The sequence below is a fragment of the Lentzea aerocolonigenes genome (assembly GCF_000955955.1).
GTDB classification, from domain to species: Bacteria; Actinomycetota; Actinomycetes; order Mycobacteriales; family Pseudonocardiaceae; genus Lentzea; species Lentzea aerocolonigenes_A.
Window position 1 is genome coordinate 1 of the sequence record NZ_JYJG01000203.1, and the last position, 1,012, is coordinate 1,012.

At 66.2% G+C, this 1,012-nt stretch carries 1 protein-coding gene; it reads left to right on the forward strand.

Annotated elements, in window-relative coordinates:
* Nucleotides 1-1,012: SdrD B-like domain-containing protein (locus tag UK23_RS25530; protein WP_419503900.1), on the forward strand; the 1,012-nt coding region annotated here is incomplete at both ends.

The following is a 1,012-nucleotide window of genomic DNA, read 5'->3' on the forward strand; positions in this document are numbered from 1 at the left end:
GTCGGACGTTCCGGTCGAGGGCGTGACGGCGAAGCTGAGCACCGGCGCGACCACGAAGACGGACGCGCAGGGCAAGTACATCTTCACCGACCTGCCCGACGGTACGTACAAGGTCTGCTTCGACCTCGCGAACCTGCCTGCCGCGGTGAAGGACTACAAGGTCACCACGCAGAACCAGGGCGGTGACGACGCGAAGGACTCCGACGCGGACGCTCAGGGCTGCACGGCGGAAACGACGCTGGGCAGCGGAAAGCGTGAGGATCTCACGCTCGACATGGGCCTGGTCTCCCCGCCGAACAGGCTGGGTGACTACGTCTGGGTCGACGTCAACCGCAACGGCGTTCAGGACGGCGACGAGCCTGGCGTGCCGAACGTGACCGTGAAGCTGGGCGACAAGACCACCCAGACCGGTCCGGACGGCAAGTACATCTTCGAGGACCTGTCCGACGGGACCTACAAGGTGTGCTTCGACATCGCCAACATGCCGGCGCCGTACCAGGCCTACCTGGTGACGAGGCCGAACGCGGGCGGCGATGACGCGAAGGACTCGGACGCGGGTGTGGACGGTTGTACGCCGGACACCTCTCTCGGGTCGGCGAAGCGTGAGGACCTCACGCTCGACCTGGGCATCAGGCCGCCGAACAAGCTCGGTGACACGGTCTGGAAGGACGACAACAAGAACGGCGTCCAGGACCCGAACGAGCCCGGCGTGCCCGGTGTGACGGTGAAGGTCGGCGACAAGACGACCACCACCAACGAGCAGGGCCGCTACGAGTTCCCGAACCTGCCCGACGGCAAGTACACGGTGTGCTTCGACATCGCGAACATGCCCGACGCGGTGAAGGACTACGTGCCGACGACGCCGAACCTCGGTGGCGACGACGCGAAGGACTCGGATGCCGATGTGGCAACGGGTTGCGCGCCGGAGGTCGAGCTGGGCGTCGACAAGCCGGAGGACCCGACGATCGACATGGGTCTCGTTCCGCCGGTCAACCGCCTCGGTGACTACGTG